This window comes from Chthoniobacter flavus Ellin428 (assembly GCF_000173075.1).
Classification (GTDB): Bacteria; Verrucomicrobiota; Verrucomicrobiia; order Chthoniobacterales; family Chthoniobacteraceae; genus Chthoniobacter; species Chthoniobacter flavus.
In genome coordinates this window covers 103,569-121,193 of record NZ_ABVL01000003.1, presented here as the reverse complement: position 1 = coordinate 121,193, position 17,625 = coordinate 103,569, and the positions used below count along the sequence as shown (strand labels likewise).

General features: G+C 61.8%; 15 protein-coding genes and 1 pseudogene. 12 read left to right on the top strand and 4 right to left on the bottom strand.

From position 1 onward, the window contains the following. Positions 1–80 precede the first annotated feature (80 nt). From CFE428DRAFT_RS05845 to CFE428DRAFT_RS05835, 3 genes are read right to left on the bottom strand one after another with little or no spacing between them, the layout of a single operon-like run. A complete protein-coding gene (locus tag CFE428DRAFT_RS05845; RefSeq protein WP_006978542.1) occupies positions 81–563 on the bottom strand; it encodes a roadblock/LC7 domain-containing protein in 483 nt (160 codons plus the stop codon). A 49-nt stretch (positions 564–612) separates the two neighbouring features. Further along, positions 613–1,224 (bottom strand): GTP-binding protein, encoded by a 612-nt coding sequence (locus CFE428DRAFT_RS05840; protein ID WP_006978541.1) that lies wholly within the window; start codon positions 1,222–1,224, stop codon positions 613–615. 21 nt (positions 1,225–1,245) lie between these two features. Further along, entirely contained in the window at positions 1,246–3,285 is a 2,040-nt protein-coding gene (locus tag CFE428DRAFT_RS05835) for a roadblock/LC7 domain-containing protein (RefSeq protein WP_006978540.1), read from the bottom strand. Between the two features lie 186 nt (positions 3,286–3,471). Here CFE428DRAFT_RS05835 and CFE428DRAFT_RS05830 point away from each other — a divergent pair, with 186 nt between their 5' ends. Both CFE428DRAFT_RS05830 and CFE428DRAFT_RS05825 read left to right on the top strand, forming a co-directional pair. After that, positions 3,472–4,524 carry a response regulator gene (locus tag CFE428DRAFT_RS05830; protein WP_006978539.1) on the top strand — a complete coding sequence of 351 codons (1,053 nt, stop codon included), beginning with the start codon at positions 3,472–3,474 and terminating at the stop codon, positions 4,522–4,524. Next, positions 4,512–5,231, top strand: a complete 720-nt coding sequence (locus tag CFE428DRAFT_RS05825) for a hypothetical protein (RefSeq protein WP_006978538.1) — start codon at positions 4,512–4,514, stop codon at positions 5,229–5,231. Before CFE428DRAFT_RS05830 ends, CFE428DRAFT_RS05825 begins: the two co-directional genes overlap by 13 nt. A gap of 81 nt (positions 5,232–5,312) precedes the next feature. Here the strand turns inward: CFE428DRAFT_RS05825 and CFE428DRAFT_RS33055 are convergent, their stop codons facing one another. Then, positions 5,313–6,863 (bottom strand): ankyrin repeat domain-containing protein, encoded by a 1,551-nt coding sequence (locus tag CFE428DRAFT_RS33055; protein ID WP_006978537.1) that lies wholly within the window; start codon positions 6,861–6,863, stop codon positions 5,313–5,315. A gap of 535 nt (positions 6,864–7,398) precedes the next feature. Here CFE428DRAFT_RS33055 and CFE428DRAFT_RS05815 point away from each other — a divergent pair. The 10 genes and pseudogenes from CFE428DRAFT_RS05815 to CFE428DRAFT_RS05765 all read left to right on the top strand — a co-directional run bounded on the left by CFE428DRAFT_RS05815 (position 7,399) and on the right by CFE428DRAFT_RS05765 (position 17,622). Continuing rightward, positions 7,399–8,490, top strand: a complete 1,092-nt coding sequence (locus CFE428DRAFT_RS05815) for a hypothetical protein (RefSeq protein WP_131989740.1) — start codon at positions 7,399–7,401, stop codon at positions 8,488–8,490. 79 nt (positions 8,491–8,569) lie between these two features. Then, positions 8,570–10,096: a cytochrome c biogenesis ResB family protein gene (locus tag CFE428DRAFT_RS33050; protein WP_006978535.1), complete on the top strand. Its 1,527-nt coding sequence runs from the start codon at positions 8,570–8,572 to the stop codon at positions 10,094–10,096. Continuing rightward, the gene (locus CFE428DRAFT_RS05800; RefSeq protein ID WP_006978534.1) at positions 10,093–12,048 is read left to right on the top strand and encodes a cytochrome c biogenesis protein; all 1,956 of its coding nucleotides are present in this window, start codon (positions 10,093–10,095) and stop codon (positions 12,046–12,048) included. Before CFE428DRAFT_RS33050 ends, CFE428DRAFT_RS05800 begins: the two co-directional genes overlap by 4 nt. A gap of 283 nt (positions 12,049–12,331) precedes the next feature. After that, positions 12,332–12,777 (top strand): annotated as a pseudogene (gene tnpA, locus CFE428DRAFT_RS05795) (IS200/IS605 family transposase). A 156-nt stretch (positions 12,778–12,933) separates the two neighbouring features. Beyond that, positions 12,934–13,257, top strand: a complete 324-nt coding sequence (locus tag CFE428DRAFT_RS05790; protein ID WP_006978531.1) for a hypothetical protein — start codon at positions 12,934–12,936, stop codon at positions 13,255–13,257. Positions 13,258–13,383: 126 nt separating this feature from the next. Continuing rightward, positions 13,384–14,364: a hypothetical protein gene (locus CFE428DRAFT_RS05785; RefSeq protein ID WP_006978530.1), complete on the top strand. Its 981-nt coding sequence runs from the start codon at positions 13,384–13,386 to the stop codon at positions 14,362–14,364. Positions 14,365–14,507: 143 nt separating this feature from the next. Continuing rightward, the gene (locus CFE428DRAFT_RS05780) at positions 14,508–15,509 is read left to right on the top strand and encodes a galactose-1-phosphate uridylyltransferase (RefSeq protein WP_006978529.1); all 1,002 of its coding nucleotides are present in this window, start codon (positions 14,508–14,510) and stop codon (positions 15,507–15,509) included. A gap of 31 nt (positions 15,510–15,540) precedes the next feature. Then, positions 15,541–15,813: an acylphosphatase gene (locus tag CFE428DRAFT_RS05775; RefSeq protein WP_006978528.1), complete on the top strand. Its 273-nt coding sequence runs from the start codon at positions 15,541–15,543 to the stop codon at positions 15,811–15,813. A 67-nt stretch (positions 15,814–15,880) separates the two neighbouring features. Next, entirely contained in the window at positions 15,881–16,732 is an 852-nt protein-coding gene (locus CFE428DRAFT_RS05770) for an ABC transporter ATP-binding protein (RefSeq protein ID WP_006978527.1), read from the top strand. Beyond that, a complete protein-coding gene (locus CFE428DRAFT_RS05765) occupies positions 16,729–17,622 on the top strand; it encodes an ABC transporter permease subunit (protein WP_006978526.1) in 894 nt (297 codons plus the stop codon). The genes CFE428DRAFT_RS05770 and CFE428DRAFT_RS05765 overlap by 4 nt, the downstream gene beginning before the upstream one ends. Positions 17,623–17,625 lie beyond the last annotated feature (3 nt).

Here is a 17,625-nt window from a genome sequence, read left to right as displayed (position 1 = left end):
TGATCAGTAATTCAGTATTCAGTAAAGCAGATGAACGACACGCCCCAGCCAGGCTCCCCGGAAGGTGCGGAGGGATCGCCTTACGGCGATTCCTTTTTCTGGAAAAGCGTCTGAACGTCGGTGGGGTCGAGGTCGCTGAGATCGAGGCCGGGGCCGCCGCGTTTGGTGGCGAAATCGATGCGGTCCGAGATAGTGCGCGCGGCCGGGTTGGCGTAGTACTTCATGGAACCCACGGTGAGGTGGGTGGGGAAGACGATGACGAGGAGGCTGTTCTCGTCGACGTTGACCATGAGGGTGCTGAAATTTTCGCCCTGCTGGTACATGCTGGTGAAGTTGTTCTCATTCACGAGCTGGGCCATGAATTGCACGGCGTTGTAAGCGTTCGAGCCGAGGGTGGCGAAAGTGGTGGTATCGATGGAATCCGGGTTGCCACACTGGTGGATGAGGTAACCGGCCTTCTCCACGAGCAGTGCGACGTGTGCTTCACTCTTGGAGAGTAAATCACGCATCACGCCGTTAATGAAATCGACATCTTCCTGATTGAGCTGTGGGAATTGGCCCATATTAATATGAGTGCGAAATAAGTGCGGGACTAATAATGAATAATAATAATTATTTCCGCACGCCGTCGTTGAGGAATTTGTGAAGCAACATCCGGGTGATCATGTTCAGCGTTTCAAAGACGCCGTCACATTTGGAGGCTGCGGCCTCGAAGGATGGAACCTGAATCTCGCGATTATTTAGAACGAAATCGAGATATTCCACAGGCGCAACTTCGGGAAGGTCCCGCTTGTTGTACTGCATGACGTAGGGAATATCGTTCAGGTTGAGGTTGAGGGTCTTGAGGTTTTCCTCGAGGTGTTTGAAGGTTTCGATGTTCTCCTCCATCTTATCGTACTGGGAGTCGGCCACAAAGACGATCCCGTCGACGCCCCGGAGGACGATCTGGCGGGTGGCGTTGTAGATGACCTGACCGGGGACGGTGAAGAGGGCGAATTTCGTCTTGAAGCCTTTGATGGCGACGGCTTCGAGGGGGAAGAAGTCGAAGAAAAGGGTGCGATCGCTGGAGGTGGCAAGGGAAGTCATTTTGCCCTTGGAGGCGGCATTGGGGACCTGCACGTTGGAGTGCACCTGCTCGAGGTTGGTCGTCTTGCCGCTCTTGGCAGGACCGTAGTAGACGATCTTTACCTGAAGCTCCTTGGTCGCTTGGTTGATAATGGCCATGTGTGTCTCTGGGCTGGGTAGTTATTTGTGCGTGTGGCGCGCGAGTTCCTCGGTGATGAGGTGCAGCTCGTGCCAGGGCAGGGCCTCGCCGGCTTTGCCGAGGACGGCAAAGTAGATGTAGCCGAGGCGGTAGATCTGGCAGTGGGCACCATGCGTGGTGAACAGGAGATCGTCCACATCGCCGAGTTTCATTTCGCCCGCATATAGGTTCAGACGCGCAAAAATCTGGGGAAGGAAGGCGGCGACGACGTCGCTCTTGACGCCTTCCGGGAGGGAAGCGGCAACCGGCAGGCCTTCCTGCAGGGCCACGATGGCACCGGCGACACCGGGGAGCTTGACGAGGCCGGCGACGAGCTCGGCGGGGGTCCAGCTTTGCTTTTTCGGGTTGCCGAAGATTTCGCCGACGGTTTGCGGGGCGGCTTTTGCCGGAGCGGCGGCAGCAGGTGCTTCGACGGTAGCGGGAACAACCGCAGCAGGAGTCTCGAGGACCGGAGCGGCAGCGGTGGGCGCCTCGACGGCGGCGGCCAGTGCGGCGGGAGCGGCGAGGGCCGGTGTGGGGATCGGTTCCGCGGCGGGGGCGGGAGCCGCCTCGGCAGCAGGAGCGGGTTCGGGCGCTTTTTCGGCTTCGACGGGCGCGGCGGGTTGCTCGAGAGCGGGAGCCGGAATGGGTTCCGCGGGAGCAGCCGGGGCGGGTTCTTCGACCGGGGCGGGCGCGGCTTCCATCGCAGGAGCGGCGGGCGCTTCTTCGACGACGGGTGCGGGGATTTCTTCGACGACCGGTTCGGGTGCCGGCGGTGGCGGCGGCGCGGGTTTTTCCTGCGGCGGCCGGGCATCGGCGAAGAGGGTCGGGATGGTCTCGTCCATCCGGAACGTCTTGCGTTCCGCAGAGGGCTTTTTATTGGCGAGGAAGAGAGGGGCGAGGACCTTCAGCGGGAGCTGCAGGGCGGTGTCGCCGGCGGCAGCGGTCGCGGGAGCGTCGGGCGTGAGCCAGGCGTGGATCTGCTTCCAGGCGAAGCTGACGCGGCCTTTGGCGAGGCCGGCGGAGAGTTCATTTTCCGGCAGGGCGACGGTGGTGGCCGGGTCGAGCGCGGAGATTTCCGCCTTGATGGCGTCGGGCCATGCGCCGCAGATCGAAGCGAGGGCGATGGAAAAAGTCGGGCCAGTGGGTTTGGCGACCGGGGCAGCAGCGGCAGCGGCGCGCTGCACGCCGGAGCGGGGCGGTTGAGCGCCCGAGCGCGGGGGTTGGGCCACGCCGGAGCGCGGCGGTTGGGCCCCGGAGCGAGGCGCCTGGGTCGTCGAACGCGGTGGCTGGGCGGTGGAACGGGGAGGTTGCGCTGGAGCGGCCTGGGGTGCGGCGATCTTGAATTCGGATGGCGGGGCGATGGCCCGCGGGATTTGCGGCTGCTGGACCTGCTCTTCGGCCTCGGCTTCCGGGGCAGCACCATTATTATGGAACTGCGCGCGCAGGCCGTCATCCATCGGGACGACGCGCTGGCCTCCGGCGGGCGCTTCTTCGACGGGTTCGTCGATGTCGAGCACTTCTTCCTGAGCCTGCTCTTCGTAGGCGGGCTCGGGCTCGGGGGCGATCGCGTAGGGATTGTTGGAATCGCCGAAGAGGCTGAACGCGTCTTCGGGCATATCTATATAACGCTGGTCGTTGCGGCGGCGCAGGGCCTCCGGCTTCACGTGGCGGAAAATCTCCGAGAGCGGGATGTCGACGGTCCGCTTGTCGCCGGCCGGGAGCGGGGCGATGCAGCCGTGGGCCTGGCGATGAAGGCTGGCGAGCGACATCTTCACACTGCCGGTGGGCAGTTGCTTGAGGATGGTCGGCATCGGCAGGGCGACCGTGGCGGTGGCATCCGGCTGGCTGACCACGAGCGTTCTTAGTTCGTCGGGGAACCGTTCGATGATGGAGGCGAGCGAGAGGTGGGCAACCTCGATGGTGGGCATCGGGGTGTGCGGCGCTGCGGGCACGGCCTTGGCCGTCGCGGCCACGGCACGCACGGGCGCAACGGCTTTGGGCTCGGCTTTACCGAATATTTTTTTGAAGATCGAAAGCATGTGACCGTCTGGGATGGGCGACGCTATTGGCTAGCAACAGTGATGCCATGTAGTCAAACGTCTGAAAAAATCTTTTGTTCTCTCTGAAACTTGGCGCGTGACGTGCTGAGAATCCGAGACGAAATTCGCGGTCTTGACCGCCTCGTACCTCGTTAAGTTACGTAAATAATACTTTCCCACCCACCTATGCCCGCCCGGCAAAAAATTCTCATTCTCGATGACGAGCACGACATCCTGGAGATTTACCAGGAGATCCTCGCCCGGCTGCCCAGTCAGCCGGAAATCCACACGGCCGACGCCGGAGCCCGCGCAATCGCGTTGCTCGAGAGCGAACCGTTCAATCTCCTCCTCGTCGACCTGCGCATGCCGACGATGGATGGCTTCCAGGTGCTCGCGATCGTGCGGCGCAAATTCCCCACCTTGCGCGTGGTGGTGATGACCGCGGCGGAGGATGAACAATTCCGCGCCCGCGCTTACGCCATGGGGATCGACCTCTATCTCGAGAAGCCGAAGACCGGGAAGGAGATCATCAACTTTGTCGATTGCATCGAGTCGATGCTGGAGAAGGAAGATGTGGGCGGCTTCCGCGGGGTGCAGAGCAAGACGCTGGTGGATATCGTGCAGCTCGAGTGTCTCACGCAGAGCTCGGCAATTCTGAAAATCGCGAGTGCGACGGGCGAAGGGCGCATCTGGATCCAGCGCGGGGAAATCATCGATGCGGCGATGGGCGATTTCCTGGGCAAGGATGCATTTCTCGAGATGCTGCGTTGGAAGGCGGGCAGCTTTGAGATTCTGCCGAACGATACGCCGCGGCCGCGGACGATTTTCTCGTCTTACGAAAACCTGCTGATGGAAACGGCGCAGACGATCGATGAGACGAGCCCGACGGATTTGGTGACGGGCGAGGATACGAATTCGCTGGCCTCGTTTTCGAAATACAAGGGCGTGCAATTCGTCATCGCCGTGGAAGGCAGCGACAAGACGACGTTCGAGCATTGGGCGGCGGAGAATCCGGACCGGATGGCGGCGTGGATTCACGAGACGACGCGGGCGTTGCGCACGCTGGGCGACAAGCTGGAGGCCGGGCAGCTCGAGCAGATCGAGGCGCTGGGGCCGCAGCGGCACGTGGGTATTCTTTCCAGTGATGAGCAGGACCTCGGCATAGGCTTTACGCGCTCGGCCAGCCTGCCGCATATTCGAGAAACCATGAAACAGATCGAAGCGAAATGGGCCTCCTAAAACCTTTCTCCCGCCAGCACAAAGCGTTGAGCCCGGAGCGGCTGCCCAGCGGCTGTTTCACCATTCACCGCGAGGGCGGGCTCGTGGCCTCGACGCTGCCCTCGACCTTTTCGGAAAACAAGATCCTGGAGATCGGCGAGGAAGTGCTGAAAATCTTCCGCAAGGCGGAGGAAGCGCAACTGGCGCTCTCCGACCTGCACCTGGATTTCAGCGGCCTGAGCATTACCGCCCGTGAGCTGCGCGGCGGAGCGCTGATCTTCCTCCAACCCGTCACGATGCAGCTCCCCCACACGCACACGCCGCCCGCCATGCATTACAAGAACATTGAAGAATTCATCCTGCACCTCGAGAATTACATCGAGTGCTGGAAGCAGTTTAACCACTACGTGAACCTGGCGCGGGACAAAAAATTCGCGCGGGAAGACGAGATGCAATTCCTGGAGCTCAAGAGCGTGATTGCGCAGGGTCTCGAGGCGATCATTGCCTCGACGGAAAAAGGCGGACCAAAGAAGGAAGAGGTGCATCATCTCTTCGCCCAGGCGCCGAGTCTGCGCTATCTGGCCGATGGACCAGATGCGATCCCGGCAGTGGAAGGCGCGTGGCACAAGGTGTATCTCGGCCTGCAGTCGCTGCTCGGGCAACTGAAAGTGCAGCAGAACAAGGCGGAGAAGGGGACGGGGTGGAGCTTGTTTGGGCGGAGCAAGTAACGTCTGCTTCTTAATCTTAATCTTGATCGTAATCTTAATCTCTCCCGAGGGGAGTAAGAGTAAGATTAAGAGTAAGAGTCCTTACTTGACGCTCACCCAGGTCCCGATGGGCGCTTCCTTGAAGAGGCGGCGGGCGACTTCGCCGGGGAGGCGGATGCAGCCGTGCGATTCCGGGCGGCCGGTGACGTAGCCCTCGTGCAGGCCGAAGGCCTGGCAGCTCAGCCGCATGAAATACGGCATGCTGGCGTTGTGGTAGAGCGTGGAGTGGTGCTCGAGATGTTTGTCGGTGATGACGTACTCGCCGGGCTTCGTCGGGTAGCCGTCGCGACCGGTGGAAATTTCCGAGGAGAGGACGAGCTGGCCGTTGCGGTAGTAACAGACACGCTGCTCGTCGAGGGAGACTTCGATGTAGTAATCGCGCTTGCTCGGCGCCTGGCCGAGAAGCACCTGAATGGTCTCGGGGCTGTTCGCCCACGCAGCGAAGTAAAGGGCGAGGAAGCTCGACTTGCCTTTCGTGGAGAGGTTGCGATTCGCGCCATTCTCGAGGAGCAGCTTCACCATGTCGGTCTGCTTCAGGCCGGCGGCGAGCATCAGCACGGTGAGGCCCGGCGTGTTGTCGAGATAGTAGCGCATGAAGCTGGTGCCCACCCATCCGCGGAAGGCGGTATCGGTGGGGCGATCGACGACGGTGTTCGGATCGGCGCCGAGGAAGAGAAGCGTGCGGACCTGGTCGAGATTGTGCCGCGCGACAGCGTAGGCGAGGAGCGGCTGGGAATTCGCGGACTCGGCGGGCGGGCCGGCGAATTTTTCCATGAGCAGCGGCGCCATGATGGTGTCGCGGAGGGCGAGGGCCTTGGTGAATTCCGCGCGCGCGGCGGGGATCCAGGTGAGCCCGTCCGGCAGCCGGCGCAGGATGTCTTCGAGGAGATCGCGATCGCCGCTTTCCAGCGCGGCGGCGGCGAGATCGTCCCCGCCTTTCGCCGCGGGCGGGAGGGTCTTCTGCAAGTCGAGCAGCGCGGCCACGGCGGCGGATTGGCGGAGCGCCACGGCGTAACCGAGGGCCAGCCGGCCCTTGCTGTCCATGGCATTGAGCGGCGCGCCGGCGGCGAGCAGGCGATGGATCGTGGGCACATTCCCGCCGATGGCCGCGGCCATGAGCGGGGTGAGACCGTGTTCGTCGGCGAGACGTGGGTTGGCGCCGGCCTTGAGCAGGCGAGCGACGAGGTCCCAGTTGCGCCCCAGCGCCGCAGCGATCAGCGGTGTGCGGCGGTCGTCGCCCCGGGCGTCGACATCGGCGCCTGCGGTGAGGAAGAGGCGCACCAGCGGCTGATTGCCAGAGGCGATGGCGCGGAGGAAATCATTGGGGGCGAGCAGGCCGAGCACTTGTAATTGTGCTGTCGCGCGGTCTTTCGGAGTGGCGTCTGGATTGGTCAGCGCGATGCGCACCAAGCTCGGCTCTTCCGCCCCAGCGGACTTAAAATCCGCTGTGTCCGACAGAGTCGTCGTCTCCTTTTCCGCGGCGAAGGCGGTAGTCGCCAGGACGGCCAGCGTACAAAGCGCGGCTACCGTCTTTGTTGTTCCCCAAAGACGCCGGACGATTCGCGTAGGCTGCGTTGACTGTGCGGACACCATACAACCGGGCAGGGCCTGTATTATCCCGCAAATCGGCGGATTATCAAGTCTGCAACCAGCGAGACGCATGCCTGAGAGAACCGGGAGGTGATTTTGGAAACCGCGCATGGGACACAGCTGGGTGAAAAAGGAATCGGCGGATCGCCGGTGAATGGCGGTAGGGCCGTTGCGGTTCAGCCAACGCCCCGATGCGGGATTGGGAAGTTGATCGTTGATAGTCGGTAGTTGATAGGCCGCCGCGGGGCCGCTTGTGTGTCCGCTCCGCAGGGTTGGGGAATGCGCTTCCCGGCGAGCGCGGTCGCGCGAAGCGCCTTACTTGCTCCTTAATCCTTAATCTTTGATCGTTGATCCTTAATCCTCACCAGCCAGCCAGGGATTAAGGATTAAGATCAAGGATCAAGATTACGACGGAGATCCAGAAGGCCGCCCACGCCCTTCTGCTAAGGAAGCTCCGGCGCGGAGGATTGACTTGCGTACGCGAAAAGCCGTTGGCGCGCTGGCCGAAGATCGGTTACTGCTCCTGCCCCTCTTTCCCATGAATCGTCCTATCTCTTACCGTATCGCCATGCTCTGCGGGGCCGCCGTTGCGCTTTGCCTGCCCGCGTGCAAGCGACCGGAGATTCGCGTCTACACGATTTTAAAGCACGCGCCGGAAGCGTCGCCTGTCCCGTCGGAGGCGCCGCTGCAGCTCAGCGATGCCAAGGCCAAGCACCTGCGCCCGAAGCTCGACTACCAGTTGCCCGCGGGCTGGAAGGATTTGGGGCCGAATCAATTCAGCCTCGTGAATTTCAGCATCGCCACGCCGAAGGGCGAGGCCACGGTGAACATCACGCCGCTCAGTGGCATGGATGGCAAGGACGCGATGATCGTGAATATGTGGCGCTCGCAGGTCGGTCAGCCGCCGCTCGACGACGCGGAGGCGGAGAAGAGTCTTTCGCCGGTGGAGATCGGTGGCGAGTCGGGACGGCTCTTCGAAGTGACCGGCGCGCACGAAGGCGGGCAGCCGCTGGAGATCATCACGGCCTTCGTACATCGGCCGGATGGGAGCTGGTTTTATAAATTGCAGGGCAGCGCGGAGGCGGTCGCGTCGCAGAAGGAGGCGTTCGTGAATTTCCTCAAGACGGTGAAGGTGAAGCCGGGCACCGAGGAGACGGCCGAGACCGCGCCGACTGCTCCGCCGCGTTCGCTCGAAAAGAATCCGGCGGAACCGGGCACGCCAGTCACGCACATGGTCGCGCCGGAAGGCTGGAAGGAACAGGCACCGGGGCAGATGCAGGTGGCGAAATTCACCGTGGAGAAAGACGGCGGCCATGCGGAGGTTTCGGTGAGCATTTTCGACAGCGATACCGGCGGCACCCTCGGCAATGTGAACCGTTGGCGGCGCATGCTCGGTCTCGGAGATGTCGATGAAAACGGGCTGCAGGAATGTGTCACCACGCTCGGTGGCGCGCATTTCGACGGCGCGCCCGGCCCGATCCTCGCCGATCTTACCAATGAAAACCGCCGCCTGCTCGGCGCCATCGTCCCGCGCGAAGGCAAGTGGTGGTTTTATAAAATGGTCGGCGACGCCCCTGTCGTGAACGCCGAACACGATGCCTTCGTCCAATTCGTCAAGAACCAGCCATAGCAGTGAAAGTGAAAGTGGAAAGTGAGAGCGCTCTTCCACCTTCCACCTTCACTCTCAATCTCACTTTTCCACTCCACTCATGAACCGCAGTCTTTGGAAATTCCTCACTTCGCTCCGCGTCACCATCGTCCTGCTGGGACTCGCGATCGTTCTCGTCTTCATCGGCACGGTCGCCCAGGCCGATGAAGGTCTCTATCAGGTCCAGAACCGTTACTTCCGCCACTGGATCGTCATCGGCACCACGTTGTGGGGCTACAAGATGCCGTGGTTCGTCTGGCCGGGCGGTTACTCGATCGGCGTTGGCCTGGTCGTCAATCTTCTGGCCGCGCACATCAAGCGCTTCCACTGGAGCATGTCGAAGCTGGGGATTCAGCTCACGCATGTCGGCATCATCATCCTGCTCGTGGGCCAGCTCGCCACGGACATGCTGCAGGTCGAGTCGCACATGACGTTCAACGAAGGCGAGACGGACAATTACATCGAGCGCGCACGGTATCATGAGCTGGCGTTTACCACCGATCTCGACAAGGACCAGCAGCAGGTCGTCGCGGTGCCGGAGCCGCTGCTCAAGCAGGGCGAGACGATCAACAACTCGAAGCTGCCTTTCACGGTGAAGCTCCAGACCTACGGCGGGAACGGCGACGTCGTCTCCATCGCCAAGACGATGGATGCCGGCAACAAGCTCACCGCGGCGCTGGGGACGTTGGAAGCGGAATTCAGCAGCGCCGACCAACTCGTCCCGCAGGCGCAGCGCGTGGCGGAAACGCCTGGCCGCGCGGAAATTTGGCGCGATGCCCTGCGCGGTGTCGGCGAAACGGATGTGGAAGATATCGTGGCCGCAGCGAAACGCGTGGCCGCCGATCCCGCCAAGGAAGGCAAACTGCGCGCGGACCTGAAGCAGCGTTTCCGCGCCGGGATGCTCATGCGCTTTAGTAACATGTCCGACGACAAGGATCCGCAGATGGCCAGCGGGATGCGCCTCGCGGCGGAGCGAGTCAGCGCAGGCCAGCCGGTGACCGAGGCATCCCTGCCGCCCGCCTCGACCGAAGGCGCCGGCGCGCACATGACGCTGCGTCCGTTGCCGGAAGTGAAGGACATGGACACGCGCAGCTTCCCCTACGCCGTGCTGGATATCCAGGCCGGTGGCAAGAGCCTCGGCACGTGGCTCGTCTCGGAGGCATTGCGCGAACAGCCGATCAAGGTAGGCGACAAGACGGTGTATGTCTCCCTGCGCGGAGAGCGTCACTACCTGCCGTATTCCATCAAGCTCCTCCACGCCACGCACAAGGTCTACGCGGGCAGCGATATCCCGAAGGATTTCCGCAGCCGCATCCTCATTTCCAATCCGACGACCAAAGAAAACCGCGAGACGGAGATCTCCATGAATGACCCCCTGCGCTACGGCGGGCTCGCTTTCTACCAATACCAGATGACGAAGGATGAGCTCGACCGGTCGCCCGGGCAGAGCGTGCTCCAGGTCGTGCACAACCCGAGCTGGCTCGCGCCCTATATCGGGTGCATCGTGGTAGCTGCCGGGATGCTCTGGCAATTCCTGCATCACCTTGTCGGATTTATCACCAAACGTCGAACCGCCCGCACCGCATGAAAAAGTGGCTTCCTCTCATCATTACCCTCGTCTTCGTCGGTTGGCTCATCGGCCAGATTCCGGTGCCGAAGGATGAAGGCTTCGCCGTCCACGAATTTGCCCAACTGCCGATCCTGAACGGCGGCCGCCGCCAGCCGATGGATTCGCTGGCCCGCAATGCCCTGTTGCAAATGCGCGGCAAACAATCGGCCAACTACGAGCCGTGGAAGGGATGGTATCAGCATCCGAAGATCGTCTCCGCGACGGAGTGGCTGATGGAAGTGCTGATGAACCCGGCCTCCGCGGACACGCGCCCAATCTTCCGCATCGATCATCCGGACGTGAAGGGCCTGCTCGGGCTGCCGCGGGAAGCGGGCTTCGAGACGGATGGAAAACACTTCTCCTGGAACCAGCTTCAGCCGAAGTCCGACGCGTTGCTCAAGGAAGCGCAGCGCGCCAGCGAAGTGGCGAGCTCCAGCCGCAATCAATTCGACAAGGCGGTGCTGAATCTGTGGCGCGCGACGTTCCTCTACCAGCAGCTCAAGTCCACGGTGCAGCCGCCGGATGCGCGCGACTGGCGGGAAGAGCTGGGGGCGTTCCTCGAGAACCGCGAAGCGGGACGTGCGGCGGCGATCGCCCAGCAATCGAGCAAGCCTTACGACGAGAAGGCGCTCAGTCAAATCATGAGCGACGTGGAGCGCTTCGATTCGATGGAGCATTACGATGAATTCGGCAAGCGCCTCGAAATGCGCATGGCCATGGTCCTGCCGCCGGAGACTGGCAATGACGACATGGGGTGGAAACGCACCGGGCAGGCGCTGATGGAAGCGGCGCGCGGCGAGACGCCGAACTTCGCGCTGGCCTACTACGCGAAGATGGGCGCCGATTACCGCTCGGGCGACGTGGAGAATTTCAACAAGGACCTGCAATCCTATCGCCAGGAACTCGCCGGCCGGCTCGATACGAACCTGAAGGAAGCGAGCAAGGAGACTTTCTTCAATCATCTCCAGTTGTTCTATCTCTCGATGAACATCTCGATCTTCGCCTTCCTCGCGGCGATCGTTTATTGGTTCCGTCCGGTGGATTGGGATTGGCTGCGGCGCACGGCGGCGTATCTGCTCTGCCTCGGCGTGCTAGTCACGACCATCGGTATCATTTTCCGCATGGTGCTCATCGGCCGTCCGCCGGTGATCAATCTGTATTCCTCGGCGACGTTCATCGCCTTTGGTGCGCCGGTGCTCGGGCTCATCCTCGAAGGGTTCTGGCGGAACTCGATCGGCGTGGTCGTGGGTTCGGTGATCAGCGGCCTGTGCCTCATCGTCGCTCACTATCTCTCGCTGGAGAAAGACACGCTGGAGATGCTGCGCGCGGTGTTGGATACAAATTTCTGGCTGGCGACGCACGTCGTCATCGTCACGCTCGGTTACGCTTCCACATTCGTTGCCGGGTTCCTCGGCATCATCTTCGTCGTCCGCGGTTTCTTCACTGAGGCGATCACGCCGGAGCTCAAGCGCAGCCTCGCGCGGATGGTCTACGGCATTGTTTGCTTTGCCACGCTGTTCAGCTTCGTGGGCACGGTGCTCGGTGGCATCTGGGCGGATCAGAGTTGGGGCCGTTTCTGGGGCTGGGATCCGAAGGAAAATGGCGCGATCATTATCGTGCTCTGGAACGCACTCGTCCTGCACGCGCGCTGGGGCGGCCTGGTGCGTGAGCGTGGTCTGCTCGTCCTGGCCATCGTCGGCAACATCGTCACCGCGTGGTCGTGGTTCGGGACGAATATGCTCGGCATCGGCCTGCACAGCTACGGCTTCACCGACGCCGCGTTCTACACGCTCATCTATTTCGACGGCACCATGCTGGCGCTGATCATCATTGGCATGTTGCCGCTGAACCTCTGGCGCAGCCCGCTGGAAGGGGACACCTCGAAGAAAGCCAAGCCCGCCCCCGGTGGCGCCGAACCGCAGCCGGCGTAAGCGGCGATACAAAGATCAAACCCAAGCCGCGCGGCGTCCAACGTCGCGCGGCTTTTTCTTTGTGGCGATGCCGAGCTTCTTCAACCCTCTTAAAGCTTGCGGCACATTTCCTCCTCGTCATTTTAGGCCCGGAGGGCCGACGGAATTTAGCCGGTGGCGAAAGCCACCGGACTCGCCGCAAAACCGTTCGCCCCGGAGGGGCGGCGGAAATTGGGCAGTGTGTTGGCCATTGAACCTACCCTAGAAAGAACCTGCTTCATCGGATGCTGAAAAGCCAAACACGATGCCTTCAACCCATATCTCCCTCCATTACCATATCGTCTTCAGTACAAAGGACCGCGTGCCGGTAATCGCCCCCGAATGGCGCGATCGTTTGCACGGCTACCTCGGTGGAGTCGTCCGCAGCCTCGATGGCGTCGCGGAAATTGTCGGCGGTGTCAACGACCACATCCATCTCCAGCTCGGCTTACGCGCAACGCATTGCCTCGCTGACGTGGTGCGCGACATCAAGGCCGTCTCCTCGCGTTGGGTGCATGAGGAATCCACCTCCGCGAATTCGAATGGCAGGAAGGATACGGCGCTTTCACGGTGAGCGCCTCGCAACGCGGTGCGATGCGGGATTACATCGCGCGTCAGGAAGAACACCATCGCCGACGGACGTTTCAGGAAGAGTATCGCGAGCTATTGGATCGTTGCGGGGTCGAATACGAGGAACGCTATCTCTGGTAGACGATTTCCGCCGCCCCTCCGGGGCGAGTCGCATATCGGACGTTTCCGGTGGCTTTCGCCACCGGCTAAATTCCGTCGGCCCTCCGGGCCTTGGAGTCCGAATGCCTGCCCCTGTAGTTGCCAGCAAGCTGGCGCGCCTTTAGCTTCCGGTCTCGCATGGCTTTCTCCTCCCGTTCTCGCGCCTGTGGCGCTGTGTTGCTCGTCGGTTTGCTCGTGGCGGGATGCGAGAAGAAAGATCCGCTGGCGGAGCGGAAATACCAGATCCTCCTGGAGGAAAACACTCGCCTCGCGCAAGCGGTGGCGGCTCTGCAGCCGGGTAAAACGGCCGAGCCGGCGGCGCATACGGAAGGTTATTCCCCCGCAGCGGTCACGAAGATTACCGCGGAGAACGATCATCTGCGCGACATTCTCGCCGGGCACGAACATCAAAAGGCCCTCGCGGAAAACAAGGCGTTGCGCGAGCCGGTGGAGAACAGGTGACCGAGATTCGCGGGCTGCAGTTCAAGGAGCCGATCGATTACCAGGTGCTCAACCGCAAGCAGCATCAAGGATAACCATGGCGGGCAAGCTGGCCGAGGTGTTTTCCGAAAAAGGAATTTCACCACAATGGCCGAGGCGATGGCGGCGATCGGCTTGCTGCCGCCGAACTATCCGCTGCGCGAGAAATACATCGATCTCCTCAGCGAACAGGTCGCGGCGTTTTACGATCAGCACGCGCACAAGCTTTTCATGTATGAAGACGCCACGCTGGAGAACGCGCAGAATCGCGTGGTGCTCGCGCACGAACTCACGCACGCGTTGCAGGATCAGCATTTCGGCCTGAAGCGCATGCCGCTGGAGATCAAGAACGACGACGACAAGGCCGAGGCCGCGAGTGCGCTGGTGGAAGGCGACGCCACGCTGGTCATGAGCGAATACATGATGAAGAACATGTCCAAGCAGATGTTCAAGGACAGCATGGTCGCGAGCTTCACCCAGAACATGAAACAGCTCGAAACGGCGCCGCGGTATTTGCGCGAGATGCTGGTCTTTCCGTATCTGCGCGGTCAGGAGTTTTGTTCGGCACTCTACGGGCGGGGCGGCTACGAGGAGATTGACAAGGCGTATGCACATCCGCCGAGTTCGACGGCGCAGATTCTCCACCCGGAGAAGTACCTGGCGAATCCGCCGGAGGAGCCAATCGTCGTCGAGTGGCACGATCTGCAGGTCAAAGGTCACGCACCGACGGCGGACAATGTGGTCGGCGAAATGGGCACGCGGATTTTGTTCGCTGAATGGGTCGACGCGATGACCGGCGAGACGGCGGCGGCGGGCTGGCGCGGCGACCGGTATCTCTATTACGCAGATGGTGAAGCGCTGGTGTGGAAGACGATTTGGGCGAGCGCGAAAGACGCCACGGAGTTTTTCGAAGCGGAGAAGCAATTGCTGGAGAAGCGCTTCAAGCCGGTGAACGCGCGCCGCAGCGAACGCAGCTACGAAGCCGACGCCCCGCGCGTCCTGCGCCTGCACCAGACGGACGCCAATGAGGTAATCCTGATCGACACCCCGCACGCGGATTGGGCGGAGACGTTGGGAGCGTTCCGGTAGGCGCGGAACTTCCCTACTTCCTATTCCTCCTATATCTCCTATATCTCCTATCCTGGATAGGACGGCCACCGCCCGCGCCGAAAATCTTGCGCCGCGCGGCGATTCCCGGAAAGGTGCTCGCACACCTTTTTCCCACTCACGAAATGGACAAAACCGAAATGCGCCTCGACCCGCTGACTCAAGCGTGGACGATCTTTTCCGCCGCCCGGCCAATTCCGCCGGCGTTCGGTTCGGTGCAGGACGAACCCGCACGGCAGAGCCCTTTCGTCGCGGGCTCGGAGTCGCTCGCGGGACATTCCTTGCTCGCCACGCCGCAATCCGACTGGCACGTGCGCGTGGTGCCGAATCGCGCGCCGCTGCTGCGCGTGGAAGGCGACTCGGCCCGCCGCGCGGATGGCTTTTACGACCATATGGATGGCGTGGGCGCGCATGAGGTCATCATCGAGGATTCGGGCGACAAACCTTTCGAAGACCTGCCGCTGAGCCAGATCGAGCAGATCATCTCCGCGTGGAAAACGCGCATGCTCGATCTCATGAAGGATTCGCGGATGCGTTCCTTCGCCATCGTGAAGGATGTGGGCATCCCCGCCGGCAGCCGCGTGCGGCACAGCGTGAGCCAGCTCCTCGCCATGGCCACGATCAGCCCGCTGCTCGCGCGCAAGCTGGAAACCGCCCGCGCCTTCTACGAAACGCGCAAGCGTTCCATCTTCGAGGACATCCTGTGCGAAGAGGTCCGCAGCGGCACACGCCTGGTTTACGAAAACAACGGCTTCTCCGTCTTCTGCCCCTACGCCTCGCGGGCGCCCTTTGAGCTGACCGTCTATCCCAAGCGCCAATGCCCTGACTTCCATGGCTTGAGCGCGCAGGAGACCACGCAGCTCGCCGACGTGCTCAAGACGGCGTTGCGCAAGCTCAACCGCGCTCTCGATCATCCGCCTTACAATCTCATGCTTTTCACCGCGCCCACCCGTTCGACGCGGGGCGACCACTGGACGACGCTGGAGCGCGATTTCCGCTGGCACATCGAGATCCTGCCGCGCCAGTTCTTCCGCAATGGTGTGGAGATGGCCACCGGCTGCTGGGTCAATAGCGTGTGGCCGGAAGTGGCGGCCGCCCACCTTCGCTCCATCGAAGTGTCTGAATGATGGCCGCGATTTTGCGGCCAACCCCTCTTTTATGATCGCTCGCCAGGTATTTTACGAAGGGCGCGTGCAGGGCGTCGGCTTCCGCTTCACCTGCAAACAAATGGCCCGCGGTTACGACGTGGTCGGCTGGGTGCGCAACCTGTCCGATGGCCGGGTGGAGCTGCAGTGCAGCGGTGACAACGACGAGGTCGAAGGCTTCCTCGAGGCCATCGCCGAGAGCGAATTGAAGAGCCACATCAAGGGCGTTACCGCCATCCCCATCCCCCCGCTGGTGGGCGCGAAGGGGTTTGATATTGTGCACTGAATTTCACTCCCCCATACCCGCAGGCTTGCGGTACAGGGCACACGGCGCATAGTTCTCAGAGTCAAGGATGTCCACCCCCGCGATTTCGATTCAGAATCTTACGAAGGTTTACCCAATCCCATTCAAGCGGGAGAAGGTGACGGCTGTGCAGGACCTCAGTCTTACTGTGGAAGCCGGCCAGGTTTATGGACTGCTCGGGCCGAATGGCTCCGGCAAGTCGACCACCATGAAGATTGTCCTCGGCCTGGTCACGCCGACTTCCGGCAGGACCGAGATCTTCGGTCGCGACTCCAACACGGTGGAAAGCCGTGAGGACGTGGGCTTTCTGCCCGAGAACCCCTATTTCTATAAATACCTCACCGGAGCGGAGACCCTCGACTTTTACGGCAAGCTCTGCGGCCTGAGCCGGGCGAAGATCCGGGACCGCTCGAAGGAACTGCTGAAGCTGGTCGGCCTGGAAAACGCCGCCGATCGCCGCCTGGGTGGGTATTCGAAAGGCATGCTCCAGCGCATCGGCCTCGCCCAAGCGATGATTCAGGAGCCGCGCCTGCTGGTGCTCGATGAGCCAACGGCCGGCGTCGACCCGGCGGGTTCGCGCGAAATCCGTGACCTGATTCTCGATTTCAAGCAGCGCGGCATCACCGTGCTGCTTTGCTCGCACTTGCTCGAGCAGGTGCAGGAAATTTGCGATCGCGTGGGCATCCTCGATCACGGGGTGCTCATCCGCGAAGGCGTCCTCGGCGACCTCATTTCCATCGAAAACCAGACCGAGATCATCCTTGAAAATGCCCCGCCGGAATTGCTCGCGCAGATTCGCGAGATGATCGGCAAATCCTCCGGCCGCCTCGTCGCCGAACACCGGCCGCAGAAGACGCTGGAGCGCTACTTTTTGGACGTTACCGGTCCCAAGCAATCATGACTGCCGCCGCTCCCATCGCTACGAAGCACAAGATTTTCTCCCCGGCGCGGGTCACCGCCATCGCCTCGAACACCCTGCTCGAGCTCGTCCGGCTGAAGGTCTTCTATTTCCTCCTGCTTTTTGCGCTGCTCATCATCGGCAGCTCGTTTTTCACCTCGAAGTTCACCTTCCAGGAGCAATTCCAGGTGCTGAAGGACGTGTCGCTTGGTGCGATGTCGATCTTCACCTGGCTGCTCGGCGTGCTGGCCACGGCTATGCTTTTGCCGAAAGACATCGAGGACCGTACCCTCTACACCATCCTCGCCAAGCCGGTCCCGCGGTTTGAATACCTACTGGGGAAATTCCTCGGGGTGCTCCTGCTGCTCTTCGTCGCCATTTCACTGATGACCGGGGTGTTCCTCGTCATCCTTTACGCCCGCCAGCAGGATGCCCTGGCCAACGCCGCGCGCCTCGTGCCGGCGCAGGCGCTCCAGGAGCAATTGGCCGACATCCGCGCCGCGACCTTCAACAAGAACCTGCTGCCGGGCATCGTCATCATTTACCTGAAGTCTGCGCTCTGCGCCGCGCTCACCCTGTTGCTCTCGACCTTCGCCTCGTCGTCGATCTTCACCATTATCATGTCGGTGATCGTCTATCTCATCGGCCACATCCAGGCGATCGCGCGGGAGGCGTACCTGGCTTCGCAAACGACCACGGCGCTGACCAAGGCCTTCCTGGCCATCGTCGCGCTGCTGATTCCCGACCTGAATTCGCTGACGCTGGTCGACGACATTGTGGTCGGCAATGCGATCTCGACGGTGCTCTTCGTCAAGACGGCGTCCCTCGGGCTCACCTATATCGGCATCTATTTCCTCGTCGGCTACTTCGTCTTTTCCGCCAAAGAACTATGACAC

Excerpts from the sequence above, each read along its gene's own strand:
- CFE428DRAFT_RS05775 (WP_006978528.1), top strand. The coding sequence starts at position 15,541 with ATGATCGCTCGCCAGGTATTTTACGAAGGGCGCGTGCAGGGCGTCGGC.
- CFE428DRAFT_RS05830 (WP_006978539.1), top strand. The coding sequence starts at position 3,472 with ATGCCCGCCCGGCAAAAAATTCTCATTCTCGATGACGAGCACGACATC.
- CFE428DRAFT_RS05815 (WP_131989740.1), top strand. The coding sequence starts at position 7,399 with ATGAATCGTCCTATCTCTTACCGTATCGCCATGCTCTGCGGGGCCGCC.
- CFE428DRAFT_RS05765 (WP_006978526.1), top strand. The coding sequence starts at position 16,729 with ATGACTGCCGCCGCTCCCATCGCTACGAAGCACAAGATTTTCTCCCCG.
- CFE428DRAFT_RS05770 (WP_006978527.1), top strand. The coding sequence starts at position 15,881 with ATGTCCACCCCCGCGATTTCGATTCAGAATCTTACGAAGGTTTACCCA.
- CFE428DRAFT_RS05800 (WP_006978534.1), top strand. The coding sequence starts at position 10,093 with ATGAAAAAGTGGCTTCCTCTCATCATTACCCTCGTCTTCGTCGGTTGG.
- CFE428DRAFT_RS05825 (WP_006978538.1), top strand. The coding sequence starts at position 4,512 with ATGGGCCTCCTAAAACCTTTCTCCCGCCAGCACAAAGCGTTGAGCCCG.
- CFE428DRAFT_RS33050 (WP_006978535.1), top strand. The coding sequence starts at position 8,570 with ATGAACCGCAGTCTTTGGAAATTCCTCACTTCGCTCCGCGTCACCATC.
- CFE428DRAFT_RS33055 (WP_006978537.1), bottom strand. The coding sequence starts at position 6,863 with ATGGTGTCCGCACAGTCAACGCAGCCTACGCGAATCGTCCGGCGTCTT.
- CFE428DRAFT_RS05835 (WP_006978540.1), bottom strand. The coding sequence starts at position 3,285 with ATGCTTTCGATCTTCAAAAAAATATTCGGTAAAGCCGAGCCCAAAGCC.
- CFE428DRAFT_RS05780 (WP_006978529.1), top strand. The coding sequence starts at position 14,508 with ATGGACAAAACCGAAATGCGCCTCGACCCGCTGACTCAAGCGTGGACG.
- CFE428DRAFT_RS05790 (WP_006978531.1), top strand. The coding sequence starts at position 12,934 with ATGGCTTTCTCCTCCCGTTCTCGCGCCTGTGGCGCTGTGTTGCTCGTC.
- CFE428DRAFT_RS05845 (WP_006978542.1), bottom strand. The coding sequence starts at position 563 with ATGGGCCAATTCCCACAGCTCAATCAGGAAGATGTCGATTTCATTAAC.
- CFE428DRAFT_RS05785 (WP_006978530.1), top strand. The coding sequence starts at position 13,384 with ATGGCCGAGGCGATGGCGGCGATCGGCTTGCTGCCGCCGAACTATCCG.
- CFE428DRAFT_RS05840 (WP_006978541.1), bottom strand. The coding sequence starts at position 1,224 with ATGGCCATTATCAACCAAGCGACCAAGGAGCTTCAGGTAAAGATCGTC.